We start from the raw sequence: 3,213 nt of genomic DNA, 5'->3' as shown, positions 1-3,213 counted from the left end.
GCCCAACCACGATCGCATCGATGGCATGTACGTATTCGGCACCGGCGCGGGCTGGCACGGCTGGATGCCGCGGCTGGAGCGCGTGAAAGTGCTGGCGATGTGGCGCGTATTCGCTCCGCTCATCACGCGCTGGAAAGGCCGCCTGGCCTGGAGCATGCTGGGGATGGGCGAAGATCTGCCGATGGGCGTTTATCGCCAATGGAAACGCTGGTGCAGCTTCCCGCATTACTTCTTCGACGATCCCAAAGTGCCCGAGATCGCCGAGAACTTTGCGCGTGTGCGTACGCCCATCCTGGCGCTGAACGCCACCGACGATCCGTGGGCGCCGCCCCGTTCGCGCGATGCCTTCATGACGGGTTACCGCAACGCGCCATGGCATGGCATCGACATCGATCCCGTTGAGCGCGGACTTGGCAAGCTGGGTCATATGGGCTATTTCCGTCCGCATGCCGAGCCGCTGTGGCAAGGCGCATTGGATTGGTTTGAGGGCGTGGTATAGTCGGGCGCATGAACCGACTACTCCTCGCTACCTTCCTGTCGCTCGCCGCAGCCTCAGCATCGGCGCAGCAGTATTGCACCTTCTATCCATCCAGCGGTGGCGCCCTGGCGCGTCCCGCCGAACTGGCGCCCGAGCTGAAGGCCGACGCGGAAAGCGCCATCGGCGCGCTGACCGTAGCCCAGGTGACGGCGCCCGAAGCGCAGCGCATCGAGCAGGGCAGCGTGCTGCTGGAGATGAATGAATCCGGCATGTGGCAGCTGCGTCCCCGCAAGGACGATAGCGACGACAGCCTGGCCGCGACCAGCACGCTGAGCGCACGCCGCACGCAGTTGAAATCGGCGCAGAAGCCGATGCTGTTGAGCGCCGTGCGCATGATGCTGCGCCAAAGCTTGTCCAGCGGCCACCAGTTCAACGTGGTGGCGCAGGGACCCTGCTGGAATTAAGGGTTGAGGATGCCCAGCAAAGTCTGGGCAGCAGCGGGCGCACGCTCCTTGGCGCCGTTGATGAAGTAGATGAACACATCGCGCTCGCCTTCGCCCCATTTCTTTGCTTGCGTGGCCCACTTCTTCAGAGCGGGCTTGGTGTAGCCCGTTTCGATCTCGCTTTGCGCATCCATCAGCCGCGCGTACACGAAGTCGCCCGTGATCTCGGTAATGTTCGGGAATTTCGGCGAATCGGTGATGACGGTGGCGACCTTGTGGCGCCTGGCGAGCTTGTAGTATTCCTCGCACATGAAGGTTTCGTGGYGCGCATCCAGCACGTGCTGCAGCTTGTGCTTGCCCAGCTTTTTCGGCAGCAGCTTGAAGAAGGCTTCCAGATCGTCCGGATCGAACTTCTTGGTGTGCGCCAGCTGCCACAGGATGGGACCGAGCTTGTTATCCAGTTCGGATAAACCGCTGTTGATGAAGCGCTCAATCGATTCGCCCGCTTCGCCCAGCACCTTGCGGTTGGTGGCGAAGCGGTTGGCTTTCACGGAAAACTTGAAGTCGTCCGGCGTGGTTGCGGCCCAGTTGGCGAACGTCTCCGGCTTGAAGGTGCTGTAGAAAGTGCCGTTGACTTCGATGCTGGTGACCTGACGGCTGGCGTATTCAAGCTGGCGCTTCTTCGATACGTCGGCTGGATAGAAGGTTTCACGCCAGGGCTCAAAGTCCCAGCCGCCGATGCCCACACGAATGCCTGCCGTCATACGCTTTCTCCTTGTTAGTCCACCGCCTTCACCATTTCCTCGATCGCTTTTTTGGCATCGCCAAAGACCATCATTGTATTCGATTGGTAGAAAAGTTCATTGTCCAGTCCCGCGTAGCCGGACGCCATGGAACGCTTGTTGACGATGATGCTTTTGGCCTTGTAAGCCTCCAGAATCGGCATGCCCGCGATGGGCGATTTCGGATCTTTCGCTGCCGGATTGACCACGTCGTTCGCGCCCAGCACCAGCACCACATCGGTCTGGCCGAATTCGCCGTTGATGTCTTCCATTTCGAACACCTGATCGTAAGGCACTTCGGCTTCGGCCAGCAGCACATTCATGTGGCCGGGCATACGGCCCGCTACCGGATGAATTGCATAGCGCACGTTCACACCCTTGTGGGTCAGCTTTTCCACCAGCTCCTTCAGCGCATGCTGGGCGCGCGCCACGGCCAGGCCGTAGCCGGGAACGATGATCACGGATTCCGCGTTGGCCATGATGAAAGAGGCGTCGTCCGCCGAGCCGGATTTCACCGGCCTTGCCGGCGCCGCTGCGCCGCCTGTGCTGGTGGACGCTTCCCCGCCGAAGCCACCCAGGATCACGTTGAAGAAGGASCGGTTCATKGCCTTGCACATGATGTAGGAGAGGATGGCGCCCGACGACCCTACCAGCGATCCCGCAATAATCAGCATGGCATTATTCAGCGAGAAGCCAATGCCCGCGGCCGCCCAGCCGGAGTAGGAGTTCAGCATCGACACCACCACCGGCATATCCGCACCGCCGATGGGGATGATGATGAGCACACCCAGCACAAAGGCGATGGCCGTCATGATGAGGAAGGGCGTCCATGCCGGTTCCAGGCCGCTGTCGAACACGAAGGCCAGGCCCAGCGCCACCATCACCAGCGCCAGCGCAAGGTTCAGAAAATGCTGGCCGGAGAACACTACCGGCGCACCCTGGAAAAGGCGGAACTTGTACTTGCCCGCCAATTTGCCGAAGGCGATCACGGAACCGGAGAAGGTAATCGCGCCAACAAATGTGCCGATAAACAGCTCGATTCGATTGCCCACCGGGAGGGGCTCGCCAGCTGCGGCGATGCCAAATGCGTGCGGCTCCGACACTGCCGCGATGGCGATGCACACGGCAGCCAAACCAATTAGCGAGTGCATGGCAGCTACCAGTTCCGGCATCTTGGTCATCTCGACGCGTTTCGCCAGTGTGGCGCCGATGCCGCCACCGGCCACTACGCCCAGCAGCACGAGCGACAATCCGTTGCCGCCGCTCGCGCCCTCGGCCAGCGCATCCGCCCGCAGTTTGAGAATCAGCGCCACGGTCGTCACCGCCGCGATGGCCATGCCGGACATGCCGAATGCGTTGCCGGTACGCGCGCTGGCAGGCGAAGAGAGTCCTTTGAGCGCCTGGATGAAGCACACCGAGGMGATCAGGTACAGCATCGTTACCAGATTGAGCGRAACCCAGTTCATCGCTTGGACTCCTTCTTCTTGAACATCTCCAGCATGCGCTGGGT

Annotated in this window: 3 protein-coding genes and 1 pseudogene; 2 read left to right on the top strand and 2 right to left on the bottom strand. The window is 61.3% G+C overall.

Translation table 11 applies throughout. The annotated features are described in order from the left end of the window. Positions 1-499 (top strand): annotated as a pseudogene (locus tag AB4Z11_RS27525) (alpha/beta fold hydrolase); the annotation flags it as partial. 8 nt (positions 500-507) lie between these two features. After that, positions 508-942: a hypothetical protein gene (locus AB4Z11_RS27520; RefSeq protein WP_442029022.1), complete on the top strand. Its 435-nt coding sequence runs from the start codon at positions 508-510 to the stop codon at positions 940-942. Here the strand turns inward: AB4Z11_RS27520 and AB4Z11_RS27515 are convergent. Further along, the gene (locus tag AB4Z11_RS27515) at positions 939-1,685 is read right to left on the bottom strand and encodes a DUF72 domain-containing protein (protein ID WP_442029021.1); all 747 of its coding nucleotides are present in this window, start codon (positions 1,683-1,685) and stop codon (positions 939-941) included. The genes AB4Z11_RS27520 and AB4Z11_RS27515 overlap by 4 nt on opposite strands. Positions 1,686-1,699: 14 nt before the next feature. After that, positions 1,700-3,169, bottom strand: coding sequence for an NAD(P)(+) transhydrogenase (Re/Si-specific) subunit beta (locus tag AB4Z11_RS27510; protein WP_442029020.1), 1,470 nt, complete (start codon positions 3,167-3,169; stop codon positions 1,700-1,702). Between the last annotated feature and the right edge of the window lie 44 nt (positions 3,170-3,213).

The organism is Pseudoduganella sp. RAF53_2 (genome assembly GCF_052113985.1).
Classification (GTDB): Bacteria; Pseudomonadota; Gammaproteobacteria; order Burkholderiales; family Burkholderiaceae_D; genus Rugamonas.
The sequence above is the reverse complement of the archived record's forward strand: the minus strand, read 5'-3'. Positions and strand labels throughout refer to the sequence as shown.